The following is a 24204-nucleotide window of genomic DNA, read 5'->3' on the forward strand; positions in this document are numbered from 1 at the left end:
GCCGGGCACCGATGGAGCGCCGCGTGAGCATCAAGTCCGACAAGTGGATCCGCCGCATGGCCGAAGGGCACGGCATGATCGAGCCGTTCGAGCCAGGTCAGGTGAAGGTGCGCGAGGGCAACAAGCTGGTGTCCTACGGGACCTCCAGCTACGGCTATGACGTGCGCTGCGCGCGCGAGTTCAAGATCTTCACCAACATCAATTCGACCATCGTCGACCCGAAGGCGTTCGATCCGACCAGTTTCGTCGACGTCGAGGCCGATGTGTGCATCATCCCGCCCAACTCCTTCGCGCTGGCGCGCACGGTCGAGTACTTCCGTATCCCCCGCAAGGTGCTCACCATCTGCCTGGGCAAGAGCACCTACGCGCGTTGCGGCATCATCGTCAACGTGACGCCGCTGGAGCCGGAGTGGGAGGGCCACGTGACGCTGGAGTTCTCCAACACCACGCCGCTGCCGGCCAAGATCTACGCCAACGAGGGTGTTGCGCAGATGCTGTTCCTCGAGTCCGACGAGGAGTGCGAGACCAGCTACAAGGATCGTGGCGGCAAGTACCAGGGCCAGCAGGGTGTGACCCTGCCGCGTACCTGAGCGGCCGCCTGAATCGCACCGGCCAGGAGCGGCCGGCGCGCCTTTGCCCGGCGCTACACTGCGCCTGTTCCCAGGTTCGACCCAGGAGATCCCCATGACCCGCTTTACCACGATGTTCCACCGCGCTGGCGCCGCGCTCCTGCTGGGCAGCCTGCTGGTGCTGGGCGGCTGCCACGGCAGCAGCGTCAAGGAACAGGCCGCCATGACCAAGGCGCAGAACGAGTTCGATACCACGCTCAAGGCCTACAAGAGCGGCCAGTTCCTGGTCGATGGCGCAGTGCTTTCCGCGCTCGATACCGGCAGCCACTTCGCCTACCTGAAGGACGTCGGCAAGTTGCCCAAGACCGTGCTGTTGCTGCCCAGCGACGACTCCAAGATCCGCAAGACCCACCTGCAGTTCATGGCGCGCATGGTGCTCGACTACGGCTTTGCCGTTTACTACGACGACGATGGCGAGCTGAAGAAGATCAACCCCGTCGAAACCAAGGCCCGTGCGCTGGAGGACTACCACGCCCCGGTCAAGATGAACGACGAACTGCAGGGCAAGGACGCGTCCGGCCGTACCGACCAGCAGTACTGAAGCCACGTGCCGGTCTGGCCTGTAGAAACCGCAGGCGGTTTCTACAAGCCTGATGGTGATCAGCGAGACAGCGCCTCGCGCAGGCAATCGAGCAGGGCGTCGCGCCTGTCCCGCGCGTAGGCAAGCGCGGGGCCGCTGCCCCACACCGGGCCAGGCCACGCGGCGTCGCCTTCGCAACGCGCCACCACATGCACGTGCAACTGGCGCACGACGTTGCCCAACGCACCCAGGTTGAGCTTGTCGCACGGCGCCACCGCACGCAGGGCAGCGCCGGCGCGGTCGGTTTCGTGCCACAGCAGCGTCCGTTCCGAAGGCGTCAGGTCGGCGATCTCCACCAGCCCCGCCCGTTGCGGCACCAGCACCAGCCAGGGAAAGCGCGCGTCGTTCATCAGACGCGCCTCGCAAAGGTCCAGCCGCGCCACTGGGACGGTATCGGCCGCCAAGCGTGGATCGAGCTCGAATCCGATGCTGCTCATGCGCCCGCCAGCTCCTTGTCGAAGAAGCCCATCGTGCGCTGCCACGCCAGCCGGGCGCTGGCTTCGTCGTAGTGCGGATCGTGGTCGCGGTTGAAGGCGTGGCCCGCCGGGTAGGTAAAGACATCCATCTGCGGCAGCCGTTCGCGGTGCTTGGCTACGGCTTCAGGCGGGATGCTCCGGTCGTGCTCGCCGAAGTGGAACATCACCGGCGCCTTGGGCGTTTCGCCCAGGAAGGGCAGGTTGCGCGCGCCGTAATAGCTCACCGACGGCAGCCCCAGCCGTAACGCGGAGAGCAGCGCCACGGTGCCGCCCCAGCAGAAACCGACGGTGCCGATGCGCCCGGCCGAGCCGATCGCCTCGGCAGCGCTGGCGACATCCTCCACCGCGCGTTCCAGGCCCAGTTCGGTGACCAGCGTCTTGCCGCGCTGCATGCCGCTGTCGTCGTAAGGGAGCTCCAGGCCGCTTTCCAGATGGTCGAAGAACGCCGGCGCGATCGCCGTGTAGCCGGCCGCCGCCAGGCGGTCCGCCACATCGCGGATGTGCGCGGTGACGCCAAAGATCTCCTGGATCACCACCACGCCGCCCTTGGGCTTGCCCTCCGCCCGGGCAAGGTAGCCGCCGATGCACTGCGTGCCGCTGGTAGGGATGTTGATGGACTGGCCCATGGTGATGCTCCTGTGGGGGCGGCGGGTGGTGTGCGCATTGTATCGGGCAGGGAACGGCGAACATGCAGATTGCCGCGGTGCCGGTCGTCGTCATGTTGAAGGAGGGCGGCGGTTGCTTCGATCCTTCCCCCGTTCACGGGGGAAGGTGCCCGTAGGGCGGATGGGGGAGGTCTTGCGAAAGGCTCACCCTGTGCATCACGCCCAAAGGCGCCCCCATCCGCCTGTCGGCACCTTCCGCGTGTTCGCGGGGAGGCTCGGGGACGTGGCGTCCTGCCGCTCCCCGTTCCCCTATAATTGCCTGTTTACCCAGCACTCTCCCGGTAGCACTCCATGTCGCAGGCTTCCCCCAAGATCGGTTTCGTCAGCCTCGGCTGTCCCAAGGCGCTGGTCGATTCCGAGCGCATCCTCACCCAGCTGAAGGTGGAGGGCTACGAGATCGTGCCCAGCTACCAGGCGGCTGATGCGGTGGTGGTCAACACTTGCGGCTTCATCGACGCGGCGGTGCAGGAGTCGCTGGACGCCATCGGCGAGGCGTTGCACGAGAACGGCAAGGTGATCGTCACCGGCTGCCTGGGCAAGCGCTCGGAACTGATCCGCGAGGCCTATCCGGAGGTGCTCTCGATCAGCGGCCCGCAGGACTACGCCAGCGTGATGAGCGCAGTGCACACGGCGCTGCCGCCGCAGCGCAATCCGCTGCTGGACATCATCCCCGACACCGGCATCAAGCTGACGCCCAAGCACTACGCCTACCTGAAGATCTCCGAGGGCTGCAATCACCGTTGCAGCTTCTGCATCATCCCCTCGATGCGCGGCGACCTCGTCTCGCGCCCGGTGGATCAGGTGCTGCTCGAAGCGGAGAGGCTGGTCAAGGGCGGCGTGAAGGAACTGCTGGTCATTTCGCAGGACACCAGCGCCTACGGCGTGGACCTGAAATATGCCGAGCGCGAGTGGCGCGGCAAGGCCTACCGCACACGCATGACCGAGCTGTGCCAGGGTCTCTCCGAGCTCGGCGTCTGGACACGACTGCACTACGTCTACCCGTACCCGCACGTGGACGAGGTGATGCCGCTGATGGCCGAGGGAAAGATCCTTCCGTACCTGGACATCCCGTTCCAGCACGCCAGCCCGCGCATCCTCAAGCTGATGAAGCGGCCCGGCAACATCGACAAAACGCTCGAGCGCATCCGCAACTGGCGCGCCGCGGTGCCGGACATCACCTTGCGCAGCACGTTCATCGTTGGCTTCCCGGGTGAAACCGACGCCGAGTTCGAGGAATTGCTCGACTTCCTGCGCGAGGCCGAGCTCGACCGCGTGGGCGCCTTCGCCTATTCGCCGGTCGAGGGCGCCCGGGCGAACGAGCTGCCCGATCCGGTTTCCGAAGAGCTGAAGGAAGACCGCCTCGAACGCTTCATGGCCGTCCAGGCGGAGATTTCCGCGGCCAAGCTGCAGCGCAAGCTCGGCCGCACGCTGACCGTGCTGGTCGACGAGGCCGGCGCTGAGGGCGCGGTGGCGCGCTCGGCGGCCGATGCGCCGGAAATCGATGGCCTGGTCCATATCGCCGACGGCCAGGCGCTCAAGCCGGGCCAGTTCGTGCAGGTGGTGGTCGAGAGCGCCGACGAGCACGACCTGCACGCGCGCCTGGCGCAGCCGTTGCTCAAGGTCGTCTAGCCGTCCATGCGCTACGTCGCGCCGGCGCGCGAGTCGGTCGACCCGGCCGTGTTCGGGCGGCCGCCATTGGCCGGATGGGGCGAGTTCGCGGAACTGCTCGATGGGCCACAATGGCCCGCGCTCGACGCCTTGAACGCGCGCTGGCCCGCCGGCACGCGCGAGCGCTTCGTACCGCAGGCGCCGGCGTTGCTGGCCGACGGCCGTCACTACGAGCAACGCATCGCCGAAACCGGGGCCATCGCCACCCGCGAGCGCAACTGGCACGACTTGTTCAACGCTCTGGCCTGGCTGCGCCACGCGCCGCTCAAGCGTGCGCTCAACGCGCAGCAGGTCGCCGAGATCGCGCGCGTCGGCCCGAAGATCCGCACGAGGCCGCAGTGCGCGCTGACGCATTTCGATGAGGCAGGCGTGATCCTGGCGCTGCGCGATCCCACGCTGCTGGCGTTGTGGGATGCGCACGACTGGCATGGCCTGTTCTGGCGCCGGCGCGACGCGTGGCGGGACGGTTCGCTGGAACTGGTGGTGTTCGGGCATGCGTTGCTCGAACACGCGTTGACGCCGCACCGCTTGCTGGTCGGCAAGGCGATCGCGGTGATCGGGGAGGGCCCATCCTGCGAGCGGGTGGCGCGAGCGATCGCGCAGCGGCGCCTGTTGCGCGATCCGCAGGAACTGCGGCCGTTGCCGCTGTCAGGGATCCCGGGTTGGCATGAGGGCAACGCGAGCGAAGCGTTCCATCGATCAGCACCCTGTTATCAGCCGTTGCGCGCGGGACGGGTGTATCCGCAGCCACTGCTGGTCTAGCAGGCATCCTGCTCCGGCAACCCCGTCCGCCCTTTCCCGCAAGCGGGGAAGATCGATGCGCGGTTTCCGGATGTGAGCCTTCCCTCGCCATGCGGAGCGAGGACCAGGCGCGGTTTCCGGGCGTGAGCCTTCCCCCGCCACGCGGGGGAAGGTGCCCGAAGGGCGGATGGGGGCGGCCGGAGCGCGGGCCAGCCACCACACGGCTCACCAGCACGCGACGGACCATCGTGCGACCCCACGACCCCTTGACGCCCCTCCCGGCACAGTAGCCCTTCCGCACGGTGGAGCGCCCGCGTGATCCCACGCTTCAACGACCACGCCGCCAACGAGCGCACCTACCTCGCCTGGGTGCGTACGGCAATCGCGGTGATGGCGTTCGGCTTCCTGGTCGAGCGCTTCGACCTGTTCATCACCTACGCCTCGCAGAACGCCTCGCGCGCGGCGCACAAGCTGCACATGCACCTGCGCCTGACCGAGTGGGTCGGCCTGCTGCTGATCGTGTTCGGCGCGCTGATCATCCTGCTCGCCTCGGCGCGATTCCTGCGCAACCGGCGCGACATCGCGCACGAGCGCATGGAGGATTACGCCGGCCCGGTGGGCGAGAAGCTGCTGGCGGCGATCCTGGTGTTGCTCGGCCTGTTCCTGGTGGTCTATGTAGGGCAGGAGCTGGCGGCGCTCAGCTCTCAGCCGGACATGTAATCCACGGCGACGACGGCAAAGCGCGTGCGGCCCGCGGGCAGCTCGGCTTCGAACTCGTCATCGAGCTTCTTCTTGATCAGCGCACGCGCCAGCGGCGAATCGATGCTGATCCATCCGCGCCTGGCGTCCGTCTCGTCCGGCCCGACGATGCGGTAACGGACCGTATCGCCGCTGTCGATGTTTTCAAGCTTCACGCAAGCACCGAAGAACACGGTCTGGCGATCGGCGGGTGCGCCCTCGGCGACCTTGAGCTGCGGGATGCGCTTGCTCAGATAGCGCACGCGCCGGTCGATTTCGCCCAGTTGCTTCTTGCGATAGGTGTACTCGGCATTCTCCGAACGGTCGCCCTCGGCCGCTGCGGCCGCCAGCGCCTTGACGACTTCAGGCCGCAACGTATGCCAGAGATGGTCGAGTTCGGCCTTAAGCCGTTCGAAGCCCTCGCGGGTGACGATGGCCGTGGACGAGGGTGCGGGTGGACGCCAGCGACTCATGCCGCACCCGCCGTCTGGCGCAGTTGCGCGGTGAGCGTTTCCACGTCCGGTCGCAACGGGTGGTTGTCCGGAAGCTCGCCCAGGCGACCAAGCAGCACCAGCGCCTCCACCGGCTGGCCGAGCGGGCCGGCGAGCAGTCGGGCGCCCAGCAGAGCGCACGCTGCCCCGCGCACGTCGCGCGGCCAGGCCTTCAAAAAGCCGCGGCACAACTGCACGGCCATCCGGTTCAACCCGTGCCGCGCCGCGGCTTCAGCGAGCACCCCGGCATTACCGGGGTCATCCGGCAGAAAGGCAGGATCGAGCTCGCTGCACTCCTGCACCAGGCGCAGCGCCCTGCGCGCTTCGCCACCGGCCACCAGCGCGGCGATCCAGATCTGCCCATGCACCAGCAGACCGTCGCGCATGCCCTGCTGCCGCATCAGTTCCCGGTAGGTTTCGTGCAGCACCGGCGGCGCAACGCGGTCCTGCAGCCGGCCGGCGAGCAGCCGCAAGGCAGCTTGCGGGTCGGCTGCCGCCAACGCGCGGGCATGGGTTGCGAGCCGGCTGTCCTCGTCCTGCCCAGCCTCGGCGGCCAACGCCTCGGCATCCGCCTGGATACCGAAATGCTCGCTGCGCTGGTGCAGCATGCCGCCCATCAGATGGAACGCCAGTACCACCAGGTAAGTACAGGCGAAAGCGAACAGCGGCACCGCCAGCACGCGCGGCAGCATCGCCGTGGTCAGCGACGCCACCACCACCAGCACGCCCAGCAACAGGTTGATCGCCACCGGTACCAGGTAGGCGCCGCCAAAGCCGGCCACCACACGCGCCAGGTGAAAGGGGTTGAGCGCCAGCGCAAGGTTGGCGTCGAAGGCGAGGGTCATATCCACCGCGGGCAGGATCAGCGCGAACACCACCACCACCGGCCACACCATCGACGGGAAGAACACGCCTGCTATCACGCCGCAGGCGACGGCGAACAGGTGGATTGCCGTCAGCGCCCAGCCGGCGGTGTCGTTGCCATCGATGCCGACGTCCGGCGGGTCGGCGTAACCGTGCGCCGTGTGCTGCATGCAGTCGGCCGCGTAGCGCCAGGTCGCGGTCCATACCAATGCGCCTCCCAGCAGGCCGATGAACGCGGGCAGCAGCGCCACGTAATGGGCCAGCGCCAGCGCCACGCAGGTGGCGAGCGCGGCGCCGCGCAGGGGATAGCCGAAGCCCTGGCGCAGCCGCTCGCCGAATGGCGTGTCGGCTGCGACGGTGGCGACGTGCGGCATCAGCGCTTCCCGCCGAAGATGCCGCCCAGCACGCCGCGCAGGATCTGCCGGCCGATCTGGCTGCCCATGGTGCGCACGACCTGCTTGCCCATCGTCTCGATCATGCCCTGTCGGCGCTTGGTGCCGAACAGCGCGTCGTGCACAGCCCCACCCCAGGCGTCACCTTCCTGTTTCGGCGCCGGCGCGGTGGCGGCCGCGTCGGCGTCCGCCTTTTCGTCCGCGCGACGGGCAAGCATTTCCGCCGCCGAGTCCCGGTTGACCGCCGTGTCGTACTTGCTTCCTACCGGCGAGCGCTGGCGTACCGCCGCGCGCTCGGCCTCGGTGATGGCGCCGATGCGGCAGCGCGGCGTGGTCACCAGCACCCGTTGGACCGGGCTGGGCACGCCGCCCTCGCGCAAGGTCGAGGCCAGCGCCTCGCCCACGCCGAGCTGGCCGATCGCCTCGGCCACGTCGAGCCCCGGATTGGGCGCGAAGGTCTCGGCGGCCGCGCGTACGGCCTTCTGGTCGCGCGGGGTAAAGGCGCGCAGTGCGTGCTGGATGCGGTTGCCGAGTTGGCCGAGGATGTCCTCCGGAACGTCGTCCGGGTTCTGCGAACAGAAGTACACGCCCACGCCCTTGGAGCGGATCAGGCGCACGACCTGTTCCACGCGCTGGCGCAGCGCGGGCGCGCAGTCGTCGAACAGCAGGTGGGCCTCGTCGAAGAAGAACACCAGCCTGGGCAGCTCCTGGTCGCCCACTTCCGGCAACTGCTCGAACAGCTCCGACAGCAACCACAGCAGGAAGGTGGTGTAGAGGCGCGGCTTGAGGATCAACTGGTCGGCCGCGAGCACGTTGATCACGCCGCGGCCGCTCATGTCCTGGCGCATGAGATCGGCCAGTTCCAGCGCCGGCTCGCCGAAGAAGTTCTCGCCGCCGGCCTGCTCCAGCGCCAGCAGTGCGCGCTGGATGGCGCCGATGCTGGTCTTGGCGACCAGGCCGTACCGGGTGGAAATGTCCCTGGTGTTGTCCGCGACGAAGGCGAGCAGTGCACGCAGGTCGGCCAGGTCCAGCAACAGCCAGCCCTGGTCGTCCGCCAGCTTGAACACGATTTCCAGCACGCCCTGCTGGGTGTCGTTGAGCTCCAGCACGCGTCCGAGCAGGGTAGGGCCCATCTCGCTGACGGTCGTGCGCAGCGGGTGACCCTGCTTACCGTAGAGGTCCCAGAAGATTACCGGGTCGGCCTGCGGCTGCCAGTCGGTGAGCCGGAGTTTCGACAGGCGTGCCTTGATCTTGTCGCCGGGCTCGCTTGCGGCCATGGCGAGGCCGGCCAGGTCGCCTTTCACATCGGCCAGCACGCACGGCACGCCCAGCCGCGAGAAACCCTCGGCCAGCACCATCAGCGAGACGGATTTGCCGGTGCCGGTAGCGCCGGCAACCATGCCGTGGCGGTTGCCGTAGCGCGATTCGAGGGCGACCTCGGCGGTGTCGTTGCGGCCAATCAGGATGTCGGTCAATGCAGGCACTCCGCGGTCGGATGCGCGATTGTAGCCAAGCAGATGCAGGTCGCATTTCGAAGGTTCGGGCGGGCGCCGCGGTTTTGGCATCAGGGCTGCATGCGCTAAGGTGAATGTGTCCACTTCGTCAAGCTTTCGTCATGCCGCTGTCTACTCTTGCCCATCGTTTCCGCCTGGCGCCGCTGGCTGCCGGGCTCGTCCTGCTCGCTGCCTGCGCCAGCGGCGGCGGTAGTCGCGCCTCCGGCGACGTCAACGCGCTGTATACGCAACTGGATCAGGCCAGCAAGGGCTACGAGACCGCGCTGCAACAGGCACGCGAAGGCGACGACCAGGCGTCCGAGCAGAGCCTGAAGGATTCGCTGGACAGCCTGAAGCAGGCCGCGGCGCGCTGTGGCGCCACGCCTGGCTGCGACTCGCAACGCTTCTACTCGGTGTTCGACCGCCTGCTGCGCCTGAAGGACGGCAGCTTCTTCGCCGGTGAGGATCTGGAAACGGTCGGCGAGGACGCCCCCGAGGAAGCGGTGGCCGGCAAGCCGGGCGGCGCTGCGGCGCTGCCCCAGGCGCAGCGCGCGGTGACCCTGCTGCGTGGGCACAAGCTCTCCGAACTGATCGCCATGAACGGCCCGGTCAAGGCCGCACTTGAAATGTGGCTGACGCAGTGGCGCTCGAACCTGGTCGACACCTGGATCAACTACCAGTACATGCGCTACGAGATGTGGCCGCAGTACGACAAGGCCGACCTGCCGGAGGCGCTGCTGTTCGGCATCATGGCCAAGGAGTCCCACGGCAAGGTGCACGCGGTGTCCCGCTCGGGCGCGGCCGGCCCGCTGCAGTTCATGTACGCGACCGGCCTGCGCTTCGGCCTCAACAGCCGGGACGGCTTCGATACGCGCTTCGATCCGTCCGAGGCGGCGCGGGCGAATGCCGCCTACATGGACGAGCAGTTGAAGGCGTTCAACGACAACCTGGAGCTTTCGCTGGCCGCCTACAACGGCGGCGAGGGGCGCATGCGCCGGCTGGTGAACGGCAACACCGGCGTGAGCTTCTACGACCCGGCGATCTACAACCAGCTGTCGGCAGAAACCCGCGAGTACGTGCCGGCGGTGCTGGCCGCGGCGTGGCTGTTCCTGCATCCGGACAGTTACAACCTCAACTTCCCTAAGATCGACGGCGCGCCGGGACGCATCACGCTCAAGCGTCCGGCCTCGCTGTCCGAGCTGACCATCTGCATGGGTTCGGCGCAGGGCATGGACGATGGCTGGTTCCGCACGCTGCGCAACCTCAATCCGCGACTGAACCCGCAGGACGAGCAGCCGGTCGGCAGCCAACTGAAGGTGCCCAGGGAACTGGAGTCCGTCTACGCCTCGCGCTGCGTCGATGGGCCGTGGCCGATCCTGGCGAGCGACCTGCATGCTGCGGTGGTGCCGGAAGTGGTCAAGCCGGAACCGAAGCGTACCGTGCAGCCGCACTCGCGCTACATCGTGCGGCATGGCGACACATTGCTCGGGATCGTGCACAAGCTGGGCTGTTCGGACGTGCGCGAGGTGTCCAACCTCAACGATCTCAAGCACCATCGGATCCGTGCGGGGCAGGTGCTGCGGTTGCCGTCCTGCCGGCGCTGAGGAGTGCGGCGGTGGGCTGAAGCCCACCCTGCGCGATCCGTGGCACGTGGGGTGGGCTTCAGCCCACCCTGTCTATCCCCGGCTCAGGCCGCAGCGCCGGACTGCATCCAGCTCTCGACCACGCCCTCGCGCTCATGGGCGCCGTTACCGTGCAACTCCTTCAGCTCGCGCACCACGCGCAACAGCTGCCGATGGCGCGAGCGCACGAAGGCGTAGGGCGAATCCTTGGTCTCGTGGTAGGCCACCGCCAGCCACAGCGCCGTGCCGCGCAGCGCGACTTCGGGGTTGTCCGAACAGGCGCGGGCAAAGCCGGTAGCGGTACCGCGACCCCAGGGCAGGTAGCGGTCCTGCGGCGGGGTGCCGTACAGATGCGGGAACTCGCTGCGCGCCGCCTGGCCGATCTCGCGCAGGGTGAGCAGGCTCAGCCTGGCGCGGGCCGAGGCCGGCAGCGCATCCAGGGTCTTGCCGATGCGGCGGAACTGCCGTTCCAACTGCTGGCCGCGCACGAAGGCAATGAGCGGAACGATCGATCGCATGGGTTCTCCCCCGAGCCGTTTGACGGCGGGAGCATAGCCAACAGATACGGTCGAGTACGCCTAAAACGTCACAGAATGACGTTTTGCGTCAGTTGCCTGGTAGCGGCCGGCGTCCGAGGCGCTGGCCCAGTTTCACCGTCTGCTGGGACTGGAGTGCGTCCAGCTCGATCATCCCCGGCGGCAGCAGCAGGATGACGGTCGAACCCATGTTGAAGCGCGCCATCTCGGCGAACCGGGCCAGGGTGATGTCCTGGCCGGCAAACGATTTGCGACGGATGTCCGAGGCATAGGGTGGGATCACCAGTCCGTCCCATACCGTGGCGACGGAGGACACCAGCACGGCGCCGACCATCACCGCCACGAACGGGCCATTGGGGCTGTCGAAATGGCACACCAGCCGCTCGTTGCGCGCGAACAGCCGCGGGATCGCTTCCACCGCGAAGGGCGCCACGCTGAAGATGCGGCCGGGGATGTGTACGGTCTCCCGCAACGTACCGCCCAGCGGCATGTGCACGCGGTGGTAGTCGCGCGGGGAGAGGTAGATCGTGACGAAGTCGCCGTTGCGGTACGGCGCGGCTGCCGCCTCGTCGCCGAGCAGTTCGGCAGCGGTGTAGTCCTGCCCCTTGGCCTGGAAGATGCGCCCGTCGACGATGCGGCCGGCCTGACTGATACGGCCGTCCGCCGGCGAAATGAGCGCGGTCGGGTCGCCGTCCTCGTGCCGCGCGTTGGGCTTCAGTTTGCGGGTGAAGAACGCATTGAAATGCTGGTAGGCAAACGGATCGGATTGCGCCGCCTCGGTCATGTCCACCTTGTAGCGGTCTACGATCTGACCGATCAGGAAATTTTTCCACGGCCGCCAGGTCCAGCGCGTGGCCCAGTAGACCACCCGGGACAGGGCGCGGTGGGGGATGAGGTATTGGACGAGGACGGCGAAAGTCATCCGGCCAGTATAAGGCGCGGCGGTTCGCCCTGAGCGCGGCGGTGAGGGATAATCGCCGATCCCTTACGCCGCGCCCGCCAGGAAAGGCCCGTGACCGCCGAACTTGCCAGCATCATCGACTTCATCCGTTACGGCGCCAGCCGCTTCTCCGCCGCCGGGCTGACCTTCGGGCACAGCCACGACAACCCGATCGACGAGGCGACCCACCTGGTGCTGGCCAGCCTGCACCTGCCGCCGGACATCCCGCCGGCCTACGGCGCCGGCAAGCTCACCGCCGAAGAGCGCAAGCGCGTGCTGGAACTGATCGAGCGGCGCGTCAACGAGCGTCTGCCGGTGGCCTACCTGGTCGGCGAGACCTGGTTCGCGGGGCTCAAGTTCAAGAGCGACCGGCGCGCGCTGGTGCCGCGCTCGCCGATCGCCGAGCTGATCGAGTCGGGCTTCGCCCCGTGGCTGGACGGTCGCCACGTCGGGCGCGCGCTGGACCTGTGCACGGGCTCCGGTTGCATCGGCATCGCCATGGCCGAGTACAACCCGGACTGGCAGGTCGACATCGTCGACATCAGCGACGAGGCGCTGTCGCTGGCGCGCGAGAACATCGCGTTCCAGCACGTCGAGGGTCGCGTGGAAGCGATCAAGTCCGACCTGTTCGATGGCGTGAAAGGCCGTCGTTACGACCTGATCGTCTCCAACCCGCCCTACGTGACCGAGGACGAGTACGCCGCGCTGCCCGGCGAGTACAGCCACGAGCCCAAGCTCGGCCTCACCTCGGGCGCGGACGGCCTGGACATCTGCCTGCGCATCCTGGACCAGGCGGCCGACCACCTGAACGACGACGGCCTGATCATCGTCGAGGTCGGCGAGAGCGAGCACGCGCTGGCTGCGCTGCTGCCGCAGGTGCCCTTTGTCTGGATCGAGTTCAAGGTCGGGCCGATGGGCGTGTTCGCGATCGATCGCCGCGACCTGGTGGAACATGCGGTGGCGATCCGCACCGCGGCCGACGCGCGTCGCTGAACCATCGCAGGAGGCGGCCGCATGGAACTGACCACCGACCGCCTGCAGCTCGATCGCCTGCATCCGGAGGACGCCGATGCCCTGTACGCCTGCCGGGCCGGCCCGGCAGTGGCGCGCTTCCAGGGCTGGCGCCCCGCCAGCGTCGCGGAGGCGCGCGCGTTCATCGACACGCAGGCCGAGCCGGCGCCGGGCCTCTGGTTCCAGCGCGCCATCCGGTTGCGCGACGGCCACGCGCTGATCGGCGACCTGGGCGTATGCCTGCCGGCTACGCCGGGCGACTCGGTGGAGTTCGGCATCAGCCTGGCGCCCGCGCACCAAGGCAGGGGCTATGCACGCGAGGCACTGAAGGCGCTGTTCCACCAGGGTTTCGACGTGCTGGGCTGGCGCCGCATCCACGCTTCGGTCGATCCCCGCAATACCGCTTGCATGGCCTTGTTGCGAGCGGTGGGGATGCGCCAGGAAGCGCATTTCCGCGAAAGCCTGTGGCTGCACGGCGAGTGGGTGGACGACGTGGTGTTCGCCATGCTCGCCCGCGAGTGGCCTGGAATCGGAAACTAGTCCACGACACGGCGGCCGCTTGACGCGAAACCAGCGTTGCGGCCTACTGGCCCGACATGTTTTTTTGTCCAGGGAGTGGATATGGCCGAGATAGCGACCGCGTTGTGCGTTCCGTGCGCAAGGAAGATTTTCCGCAGGGAACGGTGATCGAGGGGCAGCCCGCGCCCTGTGTCCTTTACCCCGATTTTTACGCGCGTCTTCTCCCCAATGGTGCCTTCAGAGAGGCCGATGTGGAGCTTGTACGCGACAAGAACGGAGTGGAATGGGTCAAGTCGCTCGGCGGGACCTCGTTGTTCGACAAGAAAAACGTGTTCAAGGGCAAGAGCTGGTTGTCATTTGAAATTCCCGAAGGTACGCCGGTGCCCGAGTCATTGGTCGTACGCAAGACGAATTTCAACCAGAGATACCAGGCCAATCACTACCAGATCGAATGCGCTTCGAAAACCATGCGGGTAGATGCCTTCAAAGGTGCGCTCGACAGCCTGGCCCGTAACGCCATTGCCCGCTCCGTGGAGCTCGCCTGATGAAACTTCGCTTCCGGATCGCTTGCCATGGCTAATGTCGAAGGTCGAGTGTTGTTGATGGCGGTGCAAGCGGTGCAGGCGCAAATCCGCGTCCTGGGCAAGCAGATCGACGCGGCGGGCGATGATGATGACGTCACCGATGCCGAAGACCTGCTGATGGGTTACATGAAGGCAGCCGAGGCCTTGCGGCAGGCCTACGAGGCGGAGGAGCGGGTAAGCAGCAACCTGCCGCCGTACGACATGCTCGTGCGTTGACGCCGGCGACAATCCCACCGTTATTCCTGCAGGCGCAGGCAGGCTGGCAACGAGCAAGGCATCTCGGAGGACCGGGTTAGCGGCTATGCTTCGGCCATTCGATTCCGGGCGCGCGGCATGTCCAGCAATTCCTTCGGCAAGCTCTTCACCGTCACCACCTTTGGCGAAAGCCACGGGCCGGCGATCGGCTGCGTCATCGACGGCTGTCCGCCGGGGCTGGCGATCGCGCCGGAGGAGTTTCGCCACGACCTGGAGCGCCGCGCCACCGGCCGCAGCCGGCATACCTCGCAACGCCACGAGGCCGACGAGGTGGAAATCCTCTCGGGCGTCTACGAAGGCCGCACCACGGGTACGCCGATCGCGCTGCTGATCCGCAACACCGACCAGCGCAGCAAGGACTACGGCGACGTCGCGCAGACGTTCCGCCCGGGCCACGCCGACTACACCTACTGGCAGAAATACGGTATCCGCGACCCGCGCGGCGGCGGGCGCGCCTCGGCGCGCGAGACCACCATGCGCGTGGCGGCGGCGGTGATCGCCCGGAAGTGGCTGGCCGAGCGGCATGGCGTGCGCGTGCGTGGTTACCTGGCGCAGCTGGGCGAGATCACCCCGCGCGGCTTCGACTGGGACGCGGTGGAGTCCAATCCGTTCTTCTGGCCCGACGCGGCGCAGGTGGCGGAACTGGAGAAAGCCATGGATGCGTTGCGCAAGTCCGGTGACTCGGTGGGTGCGCGCGTCAATGCCGTTGCGGAAAACGTGCCGCCTGGCTGGGGCGAGCCGGTCTACGGCAAGCTCGATGGCGACCTGGCGGCGGCGATGATGTCGATCAACGCGGTCAAGGGCGTGGAAATGGGCGCCGGTTTCGCGTCCGTTGCGCAGCGCGGCACGCAGCACCGCGATGAAATGCATTTGGACGGCTTTACGTCCAATCATGCCGGTGGCATCCTTGGCGGGATCAGCACCGGCCAGCCGGTGACGGTGTCGGTGGCGTTCAAGCCCACCTCCAGCATCCTGGTGCCGGGGCAGAGCGTGAACCTGGCCGGCGAGCCGGTGCAGGTGGTCACCAAGGGGCGTCACGACCCCTGCGTGGGCATCCGCGCCACCCCCATCGTCGAGGCCATGCTGGCACTGGTGCTGATGGACCACGCGCTGCGGCATCGCGCGCAATGTGGCGACGTGGGGCCGGTCGCCCCACGCATCGCCTGATTTTTCGCACGGAAATCCCATGACCGGCAAGCCGCGGGTGTGGATCTCGCGTCCCACCTTTCCCGACATCGTCGCCAGGCTGGAGCCGTACTTCGAAGTGACGGCCGAGGCGGTCGAACGCGTGTTCGCGCCGGCGGAGCTGGCTTCCCGGCTGGCGTCGCTCGACGCGGCCATCGTGGGCTTGAACCAGCGCATCGGGGCGGCCGAAGTGGCCAACGCGCCACGCCTGCGCATCGTGGCCAACCTCGCCGTGGGCTATGACAACCTGGACGTCCCCGCGCTGACCGCGGCAGGTATCGCTGCGTCCAATACGCCGGACGTGCTCAGCGAAAGCGTGGCCGATTACACCTGGGCGCTGATGCTGGCTACGGCGCGGCACATGGGCGCCGCCGAACGCTGGCTGCGGGCAGGGCAGTGGCGCGCCAACGGCTTCAAGGACTGGCTGGGGCTGGACACGCGCGGTCGCACGCTGGGCATCCTGGGCCTGGGGCGCATCGGGCAGGCGATCGCGCACCGCGCCGCCGGCTTCGGCATGCCGGTGATCTACCACAACCGTTCCCGGCTGCCAGCCGCTGTCGAGGCCGGATGCGCCGCGCGCTACGTGGACAAGCCCACGCTGCTGGCCGAATCGGACTTCCTGGTGCTGGCGGTGCCGTTGACCGGCGAAAGCCACCACGCCATCGGTGCAGCCGAGCTGGCGGCGATGAAACCCACCGCCGTACTGGTCAACATCGCCCGCGGTGGGATCGTCGATGACGCGGCCTTGGCCGCCGCCCTGGCCGACGGGCGCCTGGCCGCCGCCGCACTGGACGTGTTCGAAGGCGAGCCCGCCGTCCATCCGGCCTTGCTCGCGCTCGACAACGTCATCCTGAGCCCGCACATTGCCAGCGCCACCTGGGACACTCGCCGCGCGATGACCGCGCTGGCGGTGGACAACGTGCTGGCGCTGTTCGGGCATGGCCCGCACGCCGGGCATCCGCCTTCCCTCGTCAACCCTGGGGTGCTGGCCGCGCGGCCGGCGCCCTGATCACCTCCCCACACAGGCAGCAAGACATCCCATGAGCAAGAAGAGCAGCTACAAGGTGGCCATGGTCGGCGCCACCGGCGCGGTCGGCGAAACCCTGCTGGGCATCCTGGCCGAACGCGATTTCCCCGTTGGCGAGCTGGTGCCGCTGGCTAGCGAGCGCTCGGCCGGCGAGAAGATTTCCTTCGGCGGCAGGCAGGTGACGGTGAAAAACCTGGCCGACTACGACTTCGACGGCGTGGACATCGCCTTCTTCTCCGCCGGCGGCTCGGTCAGCCGCGTGCATGCCCCGCGCGCGGCGGCGGCCGGCGCGGTGGTGATCGACAACACCTCCGAGTTCCGCTACCAGGACGACATCCCGCTGGTGGTCGCCGAGGTCAACCCGCACGCCATCGCCGACTACACCACCCGCGGCATCATCGCCAATCCCAATTGCTCGACCATGCAGATGCTGGTGGCGCTGGCCCCGATCCATCGCGCCGTCGGCATCGAGCGCATCAACGTGGCCACCTACCAGTCCGTCTCCGGCGCAGGCCGCAGCGGGATGGAGGAGCTCGGCCGCGAGACGGCGGCCCTCCTGAGTTTCCAGGATGTGGAACCGGGCAAGAAATTCCCCAAGCAGATCGCTTTCAATGTGATCCCGCACATCGACGAGTTCCAGCCCAACGGCTACACCAAAGAAGAAATGAAGATGGTGTGGGAGACGCGCAAGATCCTGGAGGACGACTCCATCGCGGTGAACCCCACCGCCGTACGGGTGCCGGTGTTCTACGGCCACGCCGAGGCGGTGCACGTGGAAACCCGCGACAGGATCGGCGCTGACGAGGCCCGGGCGCTGCTGGAACAGGCCGAGGGTGTGGTGGTGATGGACGAGCGCAAGCCGGGCGGCTATCCGACGCCGGTAGGCGATGCCGCCGGCAAGGATCCGGTGTTCGTGGGCCGTATCCGCGAGGACATCTCGCACGAGCGCGGCCTGGACCTGTGGATCGTGGCCGACAACATCCGCAAGGGCGCCGCGCTCAATGCGGTACAGATCGCCGAACGGCTGATCGAGGACTATCTCTGATGCGAAAACCCTGGCTCCTGCTCCCGCTGCTGACCCTCGCCGCGTTGCCGGCCTTAGCCGACGGCGGCCCGGAGCAGGCCGCGGTGGTAGGGCAGCGGGTGCCCGCTAAGGCACAGTTACAGCGGCAGCTGCGCACACGCGGCGCGGAGCTGGCGCAATTGCAGCGCCAGCTTGCCGAGCAGGAGTCGCACAGCCGCCAGGCCAACGACCGCCTGGATGAGCAGGACCGGGAAATCGCCCGGCTGCGCCGTCAACTGCAGGCCCTGGATGACCATCGCCAGGGAGGCGACGCCGGTCGCTGACCTGCTGCCGGAACGAGAACAGGCCGCAGCAATATGCGCTAAGCGGTCGCCGCAGCTATTGTTGATTGGCATCTATATAACTAAAGTGACGCGCGTTCCGGTGTCGCCGCAGCCCGCGGCGATGGCATGAAGCGTCTCGGGCGTTTGGGGGAATCGAAGCGATGAATCGTTCGTTGAAACTGTCGATGCTGCTGGCGTTGGCCCTGGGCAGCACCCAGGCGGCCGCACTCGAGCTGGGGCAGATCCAGGTCAAGTCGGCCCTGGGTCAGCCGCTGCTGGCGGAAATTCCGCTGACGCCGGACAGCCCGGCCGAGCTGCGCAACCTCACTGCGCGCCTGGCCTCGGCGGAGGATTTCGCCCGCGCTGGCCTTTCCGGCAACCGGCCTGACCTGCCGCTGCAGTTCAGTATCGTGGACGTGGGCGGTCGCAAGGTGATCCGCATCACCAGCGCCGTCGCGGTCAACGATCCCTATCTCGACCTGCTGGTGGAAGTGGACAACGCCTCCGGCCGCAGCCTGCGCGAATTCCCGGTCCTGCTCGACCCGCCGGGCACCGCGCCGATGACGCCCAGCGCGGGTGTGCCGCGTAGTACCGCGCTCCGCAGCGCCGCGCGTCCGGCCACGACCGGCTCGACCGCAGCCCAACCGGCTGCCGGTCGCGTGGCCGCCGGCGGGCAGTTCCAGGTCGAGCGCGGCCAGACGCTGTCGGGCATTGCCCGCCAGGTCGCGCCGGCCGGCGTGGATGCCAGCCAGATGATGCTCGCCCTCAAGCAGGCCAATCCGGATGCGTTCTACCAGGACAACATCAACGCGCTGAAGAGCGGCGCGGTACTGCGCGTGCCGACCAGTCAGGAAGCGCAGGCCATGGACGTGGCCGCGGCGATGGCCGAAGTCCGCCGCCAGAACGGCGATTGGCGCGCCCAGTCGACCGGCGCGACCACCACCGTGGCTGATGCCGCCGCACGTTCGGAAGCCTCCCAGGCGCCCGCCACCGCGTCCGCCGACCGGCTGGCGCTGGTGCCGGCGAAGGAAGGCGGCAAGGGGGCCGGTGCCCAGGGCGGCAAGGGCGATGCGGCCCTGCGCCAGGACCTGATGCGCAGCCAGGAAACCCTCACCACCCTGCAGCAGCAGAGCGCTGACCTGAAGTCGCGCCTGAAGGACCTGCAGGACATCAACGACAAGAACACCCGCCTTCTCGCGCTCAAGGACAACGAGATCGCCGAGCTGCAGCAGAAGCTCGCCGATGCCCGCAAGAAGGCCGGCTTGCCGGCCGTCGCGGCGACCGCCGCTGCGCCGATTGCCGCGCCGGCCACCGAATCCACCGCCAAGCCCACGCCGCCCGCTTCGGTCGCGGCGACGCCGGCCAAGCCCGGCAGCGTGGGCACGCTGGCCGCGGCCGGCTCCGTCGCGTCGGCGCATAGTGCCGCGGCGCCGGTCGTCAGCAAGCCGGAGACCAAGCCGGCCGCCAAGCCGGTCAACAAGCCCAGGCCGGTGACGCACAAACCCACGGCGCCTGCCGAGGAGCCCTGGTTCATGCAGCCATGGGCGTGGGCCGCGGCGGGTGGTGCTGTCCTGCTGTTGATCCTGCTTGCCCTGCTGGGTCGCCGCCGCAAGCCGGCCGCTACCCGCGCCGTGTCCACGGCGCCCTCGCTGGCCGATCGTTTCGGCGCGGCGCCGGATGCGTCCGCCTCGGCGAGCGCGGATCCGGATCAGGACGAGTTGCTCGACCAATTGGCCGAGCACCCGGACGATATCGGTCTGCACCTGGAGCTGGTGAGCCTGTATTACTCCCGGCGCGACGTCGAGCACTTCGAGGCCGCGGCCGAAGCGATGCACGCCCACATCGTCGACCCTCAGCAGGACGAGTGGCAGGACGTACTCGCCATGGGCGAGGACCTGGTGCCCGGTCATCCGCTGTTCGCAGGCCAGGGTGCGCAGGACGCGTTCGATTCCCGCGAGGACGAGCGCCAGCATGCAGGCGAGGCGATGGAGCCGTTCGACCTCGACAGCTACGCCAGCCACGCCGAGGAAACCGACATCCACGATGAGCCGACCGGCGGCCAGCGTCCCCCGGTCAGCGAGTACCATTTCGATTTCGATCTCACGCCGCCGCGTCCGACCCAGGCCCCGCTCGCCGACAGCGCGGTCCGCGACGAGGATCAGGACGAGGACGAGGACCTGACCGTCATGCGGAACGTCGAGCCGGCACCGGTGGAGGACGCGACGCCCTCGACGTGGAACTTCGAAGAGCCGGTGAACGACACTACGGCCTCGGCAGCGGCAGCCGAACCGCAGGAGATGACCCAGAACCAGTTCAGCGACGACCCGATCGACACCAAGCTCGACCTGGCCCGCGCGTACATGGACATGGGTGATGCCGACGGGGCCCGCGCCATGCTCGAGGAAGTGATGAACGAAGGCACGCAGATGCAGAGGGATGCGGCGCAGCGCCTGATCGATTCGCTGTCCTGAGGTTTGCTCCATTGCACGCGCGAAGGGCCGGCCATGCCGGCCCTTCGCGTGTCCGGCCCGCGTAGACTGGCCCGAAGTCTCTCCGTTTCCCGCGCCCGGAGCGGTTGCGGTGGGCTGACACCCACCCTACGCTTCCCGGCTGTTCCGCAGGACCTCCCACATGCGCATCGCCCTGGGCGTCGAATACGACGGCACCGATTTTCTCGGCTGGCAGCGCCTGGCCCACGGCGTCACCGTGCAGGGTGCGCTTGAGCAGGCGCTCTCGCGCGTGGCTGCGCAGCCAGTCACGGTGACCTGCGCCGGCCGCACCGACGCTGGCGTGCATGGACGTGCCCAGGTGGTGCATTTCGATACCGAGGTCGAACGCGACATGCGCGGCTGGGTGCTTGGGTCCTGTTCGAACCTGCCCACCTCCGTGGCGGTACTGTGGGCGCAACCGGTGCCCGAGACGTTCCACGCCCGCTTCTGCGCGCGCAGCCGGCGCTACCGCTACACCATCCTCAACCGCACCGTGCGTGCCGCGCTGGACGCGCGCTACGTCACCTGGGAGCGGCACCCGCTGGATGCCGCGGCGATGCATGAGGCCGGGCAGGCGCTGCTGGGCGAACACGACTTCTCCGCGTTTCGCGCGGTGTCCTGCCAGGCCGCGCACGCGCGACGCTGCGTGCTGGGCCTGGAGGTACGGCGCGAGGGCGAACAGGTCATCGTGCAGATCGAGGCCAACGCCTTCCTGCACCATATGGTGCGCAATATCGTCGGCTCGTTGCTGATGGTGGGGCGCGGGCAGCAGCCGGTCGCGTGGCTGGCCGAATTGCTGGCAGGGAGGAATCGCGACGTCGCCGGTCCGACTGCACCTGCCTCCGGCCTGACATTCGTGGGGCCGCGTTACGAATCCCACTGGGGCCTGCCGGCAGCGGTGAGTGCATGATCCGCATCAAGTGCTGCGGCATGACGCGTGTCGAGGACGCCGTGCGCGCTGCCGAACTGGGTGCGGACGCCATCGGGCTGATCTTCACCGCGCGCAGCCGCCGGCGGGTAGATGTCGACCAGGCACGCGCGATCGCCCGTGCGCTGCCGCCGATGGTCACCACCGTGGCGCTGTTCATGGACGAGGATCCGGCGTTCGTCGATGAGGTGATTGCCGCCGTGCAGCCGGCGTTGTTGCAGTTCCATGGTGCCGAGCGTGACGACTGGTGCGCGCAGTTCGGGCGGCCCTATCTGAAGGCCATCGCGATGGGTGAGGGCGCCGATGCGGTGCCGCGCCTGCGCGCGTATCCCGGCGCCGCGGGCCTGGTGCTCGACGGGCATGGCCTGGGCGAGGCGGGTGGTAGCGGCAGGGCGTTCGACTGGTCGCTGATGCCGCGCGACCTGGGGCAGCCGTTGATCCTTGCCGGTGGCCTGCACCCGGGCAACGTGGCCGAAGCGATCCGCGTCGCACGTCCGTGGGGCGTGGATGTGTCCAGCGGTATCGAATCGGCACCGGGCATCAAGGACCCGGGGCGGCTGGCGGCCTTCATCGCTGCAGCGCGTGCCGCAGATGGGCATGTCCAGGGCGTTTGACTAGCCGCTGCAGCTCCTGCAAGGCTTCGGAGCCTGGAACCTGGCGGCGCGCGCGTCCGATGGTCCGCACGATCGCTCGCACGGGATGTTGCACGTGAGCGCCGCGTGTTTCAGTGCGCCGCCAGTTCGTCGCGCGCCCATGCGGCCAGGGCGTCCAGGCGGGTATCGCCCGCGTGGGCGGTCGCGAGGATCCAGCGTCCGCCCGTCTCGCGGAAACCCCAGGGCGCCAGCAACCGGCCGCTGGCCAGGTCGTCGGCGACCAGCGGCTGCGGCGCGATCGCCACGCCCAGTCCCGCGGCCGCGGCTTCGAGCAGGAAGTAGAGGTGCGGCAGCGCCTGAGTCTGCTGCATGGATTCCGGCGCCAAGCCCATCGCGCGCGCCCAGTCGGGCCAGGCCTGTGGACGCGAATCGGTGTACAGCAGCGGTTCGTCGCCCAAGGCGGAGGCGGGCAGGGCGCGCAGGCGTTCGACGTCGGGATGGCGCGGGCTGAGCACGGGACCGATGCGTTCGGCTCCCAGGTCGTACACCTGCCAGGACACGGGCCAGGGCGGCGCCTCCAGCAGCAGGGCGACGTCCACGCCAGCGAGAGATGTCGGTTCCTCCTGCGCGGCCAGGTGCAAGGTCAGGGCTGGCAACTCGTGCCTCAGGCGTTCCAGCCGCGGGATCACCCAGCGCGCGAGCACGCTGCCCGAGCAGCCCAGCACCAAGGGGGCGCCAGCCTGCTCTCGCCGAAGCCGTGTCCAGCTCTCACGCAGCTGGCCGAACGCCGCCTGGCAGCTTTCCTGCAGCGTTCGTCCGGCGGTGGTGACCCGGATACCCCGGCCCTGGCGGACGAACAGCGGCTGGCCCAGTGCTTCTTCCAGCGAGCGCACCTGCCGGCTCACGGCGCCATGGGTTACGTGCAGCTCCTGCGCCGCCAGGCTCATGCTGCTCAGTCGCGCGGCCGCTTCGAACGCGCGCAGGGCATGCAGAGAGGGCAGGTCACGCTCGGACATATTGTGAGTCTAACTCACAAGAGGGGACGAAATTTTCGCTTTTCCCCGCGCTTGGCCGGCACTAAGGTGTGAGTCTTTGAGCGGCGCCCCTGTCGCCGACATCTTGGAGTATCCTCATGCCCGCTACCCAGGATTTCCACCGTTGGCCGGACGCGCATGGCCGCTTTGGCGCCTATGGCGGCAGCTACGTCGCCGAGACACTGATGGCGCCGCTGGCTGAATTGACCGAGGCCTACCAGCGCCTGCGGCAGGACCCGGATTTTCTGGCCGAGCTGGACCGGGATCTGAAGTATTACGTCGGCCGCCCCAGCCCGATCTACCACGCCGAACGCCTGTCGCAACACGTCGGCGGGGCGCAGATCCTGCTCAAGCGCGAGGACCTCAACCACACCGGCGCGCACAAGATCAACAACACCATCGGGCAGGCCCTGGTCGCGCGCCGCATGGGCAAGCGGCGCGTGATCGCAGAAACCGGCGCCGGCCAGCACGGCGTGGCCAGCGCCACGGTGGCCGCCCGGTTCGGCATGAAGTGCGTGGTCTACATGGGCGCGGTCGACATCGAGCGGCAGAAGATCAACGTCTACCGCATGAAGCTGCTGGGTGCCGAAGTGGTGCCCGTTACCTCCGGCTCGAAAACGCTCAAGGACGCGCTCAACGAGGCCATGCGCGACTGGGTCACCAACGTGGCCGACACCTTCTACATCATCGGCACCGTGGCCGGCCCGCATCCATATCCGCAGATGGTGCGCGATTTCAACGCGATCGTCGGACGGGAGGCACGCGAGCAGATGCTGGAGGGCTACGGCCGCCTGCCCGACGCGATTACCGCCTGTGTCGGCGGCGGCTCAAACGCGATCGGCCTGTTCCATGCCTTTCTCAATGACGCGGGCGTGCGCATCGTGGGCGCCGAGGCAGCGGGCGAGGGCATCGCCACCGGCCGCCACGCCGCCTCGCTGGCGGCCGGTCGACCCGGCGTGCTGCATGGCAACCGGACTTATGTGCTTTGCGACGACAAGGGCCAGGTCACCGAGACGCACTCGGTCTCGGCCGGCCTGGACTATCCGGGCGTGGGACCGGAGCACGCCTTCCTCAAGGATGCCGGCCGCGCCGAGTATGTCGGCGTAACCGATGACGAAGCCCTTGAAGCCTTCCATCTGCTTGCGCGCACCGAGGGTATCCTTGCCGCCCTCGAATCCAGCCACGCCGTGGCGCAGGCGATGAAGCTTGCGCGTGAATATCCGAAAGATGCGCTGGTGCTGTGCAACCTCTCTGGTCGCGGCGACAAGGACGTGCACACCATCGCCGCACGCGAGGGCATCACTTTGTGATGCAAGGGCTCGCACGCGCAGGGATTTTCATCGTGTTGGCATGGGCCTGGGTTCCTGCCAGCGCCACGCGACCGTTGATTCCGACAT

General features: G+C 68.1%; 26 protein-coding genes. 18 read left to right on the plus strand and 8 right to left on the minus strand.

Annotated elements, in window-relative coordinates; translation table 11 throughout:
• Positions 1–23: 23 nt before the first annotated feature.
• Both dcd and J7I44_RS14990 read left to right on the plus strand, forming a co-directional pair.
• On the plus strand, positions 24–590 hold the full coding sequence (gene dcd, locus J7I44_RS14985; protein WP_209622648.1) for a dCTP deaminase: 567 nt from the start codon (positions 24–26) through the stop codon (positions 588–590).
• A gap of 94 nt (positions 591–684) precedes the next feature.
• Complete coding sequence (locus J7I44_RS14990; protein WP_209622651.1) at positions 685–1170, plus strand: hypothetical protein; 486 nt, start codon at positions 685–687, stop codon at positions 1168–1170.
• A 59-nt stretch (positions 1171–1229) separates the two neighbouring features.
• Here J7I44_RS14990 and J7I44_RS14995 read toward each other — a convergent pair whose 3' ends face one another.
• A complete protein-coding gene (locus tag J7I44_RS14995) occupies positions 1230–1646 on the minus strand; it encodes an HIT domain-containing protein (RefSeq protein ID WP_209622654.1) in 417 nt (138 codons plus the stop codon).
• Complete coding sequence (locus J7I44_RS15000) at positions 1643–2311, minus strand: dienelactone hydrolase family protein (protein WP_209622657.1); 669 nt, start codon at positions 2309–2311, stop codon at positions 1643–1645. The genes J7I44_RS14995 and J7I44_RS15000 overlap by 4 nt, the downstream gene beginning before the upstream one ends.
• Before the next feature lie 330 nt (positions 2312–2641).
• Here J7I44_RS15000 and rimO point away from each other — a divergent pair, with 330 nt between their 5' ends.
• The 3 genes from rimO (at position 2642) to J7I44_RS15015 (ending at position 5479) form a co-directional block, all read left to right on the plus strand.
• On the plus strand, positions 2642–3979 hold the full coding sequence (gene rimO, locus J7I44_RS15005) for a 30S ribosomal protein S12 methylthiotransferase RimO (RefSeq protein ID WP_209622660.1): 1338 nt from the start codon (positions 2642–2644) through the stop codon (positions 3977–3979).
• Between the two features lie 6 nt (positions 3980–3985).
• Complete coding sequence (locus tag J7I44_RS15010) at positions 3986–4780, plus strand: DUF3025 domain-containing protein (RefSeq protein ID WP_209622663.1); 795 nt, start codon at positions 3986–3988, stop codon at positions 4778–4780.
• 294 nt (positions 4781–5074) lie between these two features.
• The gene (locus J7I44_RS15015; protein WP_209622666.1) at positions 5075–5479 is read left to right on the plus strand and encodes a YidH family protein; all 405 of its coding nucleotides are present in this window, start codon (positions 5075–5077) and stop codon (positions 5477–5479) included.
• Here J7I44_RS15015 and greB read toward each other — a convergent pair.
• Genes greB through J7I44_RS15030 form a run of 3 tightly spaced genes read right to left on the minus strand, consistent with a single transcriptional unit; the run spans position 5464 to position 8719 of the window.
• Positions 5464–5970: a transcription elongation factor GreB gene (gene greB, locus J7I44_RS15020; RefSeq protein ID WP_209622670.1), complete on the minus strand. Its 507-nt coding sequence runs from the start codon at positions 5968–5970 to the stop codon at positions 5464–5466. The genes J7I44_RS15015 and greB overlap by 16 nt on opposite strands.
• Entirely contained in the window at positions 5967–7226 is a 1260-nt protein-coding gene (locus tag J7I44_RS15025; protein ID WP_209622674.1) for a hypothetical protein, read from the minus strand. The genes greB and J7I44_RS15025 overlap by 4 nt, the downstream gene beginning before the upstream one ends.
• Positions 7226–8719, minus strand: a complete 1494-nt coding sequence (locus tag J7I44_RS15030) for a helicase HerA-like domain-containing protein (protein ID WP_209622676.1) — start codon at positions 8717–8719, stop codon at positions 7226–7228. Before J7I44_RS15030 ends, J7I44_RS15025 begins: the two co-directional genes overlap by 1 nt.
• Positions 8720–8859: 140 nt before the next feature.
• Between J7I44_RS15030 and J7I44_RS15035 the strand changes: the two genes are divergently transcribed.
• Positions 8860–10341, plus strand: coding sequence for a transglycosylase SLT domain-containing protein (locus J7I44_RS15035; protein ID WP_209622679.1), 1482 nt, complete (start codon positions 8860–8862; stop codon positions 10339–10341).
• 83 nt (positions 10342–10424) lie between these two features.
• Here J7I44_RS15035 and J7I44_RS15040 read toward each other — a convergent pair whose 3' ends face one another.
• Together J7I44_RS15040 and asd are read right to left on the minus strand one after the other, a co-directional pair.
• On the minus strand, positions 10425–10877 hold the full coding sequence (locus J7I44_RS15040) for a hypothetical protein (RefSeq protein ID WP_209622682.1): 453 nt from the start codon (positions 10875–10877) through the stop codon (positions 10425–10427).
• A gap of 88 nt (positions 10878–10965) precedes the next feature.
• Positions 10966–11817 carry an archaetidylserine decarboxylase gene (gene asd, locus J7I44_RS15045; protein ID WP_209622685.1) on the minus strand — a complete coding sequence of 284 codons (852 nt, stop codon included), beginning with the start codon at positions 11815–11817 and terminating at the stop codon, positions 10966–10968.
• A 90-nt stretch (positions 11818–11907) separates the two neighbouring features.
• Here asd and prmB point away from each other — a divergent pair, with 90 nt between their 5' ends.
• The 11 genes from prmB to J7I44_RS15100 all read left to right on the plus strand — a co-directional run bounded on the left by prmB (position 11908) and on the right by J7I44_RS15100 (position 21794).
• Positions 11908–12828, plus strand: coding sequence for a 50S ribosomal protein L3 N(5)-glutamine methyltransferase (gene prmB / locus J7I44_RS15050; RefSeq protein WP_209622689.1), 921 nt, complete (start codon positions 11908–11910; stop codon positions 12826–12828).
• A gap of 21 nt (positions 12829–12849) precedes the next feature.
• Positions 12850–13386, plus strand: coding sequence for a GNAT family N-acetyltransferase (locus tag J7I44_RS15055; protein WP_209622692.1), 537 nt, complete (start codon positions 12850–12852; stop codon positions 13384–13386).
• Between the two features lie 113 nt (positions 13387–13499).
• A complete protein-coding gene (locus tag J7I44_RS15060) occupies positions 13500–13910 on the plus strand; it encodes a Tse2 family ADP-ribosyltransferase toxin (protein WP_209622693.1) in 411 nt (136 codons plus the stop codon).
• Between the two features lie 27 nt (positions 13911–13937).
• A complete protein-coding gene (locus tag J7I44_RS15065) occupies positions 13938–14165 on the plus strand; it encodes a Tsi2 family anti-toxin (protein ID WP_209622695.1) in 228 nt (75 codons plus the stop codon).
• Between the two features lie 117 nt (positions 14166–14282).
• On the plus strand, positions 14283–15371 hold the full coding sequence (gene aroC, locus J7I44_RS15070) for a chorismate synthase (protein ID WP_209622697.1): 1089 nt from the start codon (positions 14283–14285) through the stop codon (positions 15369–15371).
• 19 nt (positions 15372–15390) lie between these two features.
• Positions 15391–16398, plus strand: a complete 1008-nt coding sequence (locus tag J7I44_RS15075) for a 2-hydroxyacid dehydrogenase (RefSeq protein WP_209622699.1) — start codon at positions 15391–15393, stop codon at positions 16396–16398.
• Between the two features lie 31 nt (positions 16399–16429).
• Positions 16430–17461, plus strand: a complete 1032-nt coding sequence (locus tag J7I44_RS15080; RefSeq protein ID WP_209622701.1) for an aspartate-semialdehyde dehydrogenase — start codon at positions 16430–16432, stop codon at positions 17459–17461.
• Positions 17461–17763, plus strand: coding sequence for a hypothetical protein (locus J7I44_RS15085; protein ID WP_209622704.1), 303 nt, complete (start codon positions 17461–17463; stop codon positions 17761–17763). The genes J7I44_RS15080 and J7I44_RS15085 overlap by 1 nt, the downstream gene beginning before the upstream one ends.
• Before the next feature lie 161 nt (positions 17764–17924).
• Complete coding sequence (locus J7I44_RS15090) at positions 17925–20234, plus strand: motility hub landmark protein FimV (RefSeq protein WP_209622706.1); 2310 nt, start codon at positions 17925–17927, stop codon at positions 20232–20234.
• Between the two features lie 160 nt (positions 20235–20394).
• The gene (gene truA / locus J7I44_RS15095) at positions 20395–21162 is read left to right on the plus strand and encodes a tRNA pseudouridine(38-40) synthase TruA (protein WP_209622708.1); all 768 of its coding nucleotides are present in this window, start codon (positions 20395–20397) and stop codon (positions 21160–21162) included.
• The gene (locus tag J7I44_RS15100) at positions 21159–21794 is read left to right on the plus strand and encodes a phosphoribosylanthranilate isomerase (protein ID WP_209622710.1); all 636 of its coding nucleotides are present in this window, start codon (positions 21159–21161) and stop codon (positions 21792–21794) included. The genes truA and J7I44_RS15100 overlap by 4 nt, the downstream gene beginning before the upstream one ends.
• Positions 21795–21904: 110 nt before the next feature.
• Here the strand turns inward: J7I44_RS15100 and J7I44_RS15105 are convergent, their stop codons facing one another.
• Positions 21905–22789, minus strand: a complete 885-nt coding sequence (locus J7I44_RS15105; RefSeq protein ID WP_209622713.1) for a LysR family transcriptional regulator — start codon at positions 22787–22789, stop codon at positions 21905–21907.
• 116 nt (positions 22790–22905) lie between these two features.
• Here J7I44_RS15105 and trpB point away from each other — a divergent pair, with 116 nt between their 5' ends.
• Positions 22906–24117 (plus strand): tryptophan synthase subunit beta, encoded by a 1212-nt coding sequence (gene trpB, locus J7I44_RS15110; protein ID WP_209622715.1) that lies wholly within the window; start codon positions 22906–22908, stop codon positions 24115–24117.
• Positions 24118–24204 lie beyond the last annotated feature (87 nt).

It is taken from the genome of Frateuria flava (assembly GCF_017837635.1).
Taxonomy (GTDB): Bacteria; Pseudomonadota; Gammaproteobacteria; order Xanthomonadales; family Rhodanobacteraceae; genus Frateuria_A; species Frateuria_A flava.